This window comes from Rugamonas sp. FW305-51, from assembly GCF_058786935.1.
In genome coordinates, this window is sequence record NZ_JBYSZG010000108.1 from 1 (window position 1) to 1,685 (window position 1,685).

The window sequence follows — 1,685 nt, forward strand, 5'->3', positions numbered from 1 at the left end:
CGGTGCGCGTCAAGATAGTTGTCGCATAAGTCCGGTTTTAGAATGCGTCGATTCTGTCCTTTCCTCAGCAGGTTATGCGGCGCGGCGTTGGTCAAGTTTGGACGGCGGGTTGAGCCAAACCTCGTCGGCCACCTGCCACGCGCGTGGCGGCCGTTTCCAACGCAATGGATGACGCTCCCGCGCCTGCGCGTAGACCTCCCGCCGTTGCCGCAGAACGGCGTCGGCAACGCCGCTGTGGTGCTGTTCTGGTGTCACGAAGGATAGGCCACTATGCAAATGCTCGCCGTTGTACCAAGTGACGAATTTCAGCACCCATTGCCGCGCCAGTTCGATGTCCTCAAATCCGTTCGGCGGATAGCCGGGCGCGTACTTGCAAGTACGGAACCAGGCTTCAATATGGGCGTTGTCGTCCGATACGCCGGGGCGGCTGTGCGACGGCGTGATGCCCAGCGTCTCCAGCTTGGACTTGAGCGTGTGCGCCTTTTGCGCCGCGCCATTGTCGGCGTGCAGCACCAGCGGCTTATCGTGTGGACGGTGTTCGCGCCAGCAAGCCCGCTCCATCAACGCTGCCGCTTCGTCGCCACCCTCGCGCGCATGCACCTCCCATGCGACCAGCTTGCGGCTGAACAGGTCGAGGACGGCGTACAGATAGAAGAACATGCCGCGCACCTGGCTGGGCAAATACGTCACGTCCCAGCTCCACACCTCGTTGGGGCCGTGGGCCACGTGGCGCTGCGGCTCGGTGGTCCGGGGCGCCTTGGCGCGGCCGCGATGCTGCTGTTCTTGCGCAGCACGCAGTATGCGGTAGAACGACGATTCGGACGCCAGATAGGTGCCCTCGTCGGCCAGACGCGGCACGATTTGCGCCGGTGGCAAGTCGGCGAAACGCGCCTCGTGGCAGACGTCGAGCACGCGCTGGCGTTCTTGCTCGCTCAGCTTGTGCGCCGGTGCCGGTCGGGCCGCCGTCGGTCTCGCATCGCCCCGGACCTCGCCTGTGCGGCGCCAGCGCTCGACGGTGCGCGCACTCAAGCCCAGTTCGGCGCAGGCCGAACCAAGATGGGCGCCATCCTGGCAGGCTTGCTCAATATCGGCGACCAACTCCTGGCGCTGCGGCAACGCAATCATGCGTCCTCGCCGTCGGTCCACAGCGCTTCGTACTTTCGGGACAGCACCAGCAGCGCCGCCGTTTCGGCCAAGGCCTTCTCCTTGCGGCGCAAATCCCTTTCCAGCTCCCGGATGCGCTTCTTGTCCGTCGCCCGTTCGCTGGCGCCAGCTCGGCTTTGTCCAGCAGACAAGGCCGCGTGGACTTCACCGCGCCAGCGTTCCAGCTGTTCCACCAGCAATCCCTTGCGACGGCAGTACGCCGCCAATTCAGCCTCGTTCAGCGGGGCCGCCTCCAGCACCACCGCGAACTTGTCGGCGGCACTCCATTGCTCGGGATTTTGTCCATCGCCGGGCACCGCGCGACCTTGCTCGCGTGCCTGCTTGCGCCACAGGTACAGCGTGGCCTCCGGCACCCCGGTTAGCTGCGACACTTCGGCCACAGGCTTGTTATGCGGCGCGCTCATTTGGCTGAGCGCGTGCTCTTTCTTCTCGTTGGTGTATTTCGTCATCGTCAAATCCATCGCCCCTGGGCGGATTAGAACTCCAATTGCTGGAGGCGACAACTATTTTGACAGAGGGGG

1 protein-coding gene is annotated in these 1,685 nt (G+C 64.4%); it reads right to left on the minus strand.

The window, feature by feature from the left end:
- Positions 1-72: 72 nt before the first annotated feature.
- A protein-coding gene (locus tag AC3WOS_RS28480) for an IS3 family transposase (protein WP_492720687.1) occupies positions 73-1,613 on the minus strand; the annotation gives its coding sequence in 2 pieces (ribosomal slippage) (positions 73-1,157 and positions 1,157-1,613; 1,542 coding nt in all).
- Positions 1,614-1,685 lie beyond the last annotated feature (72 nt).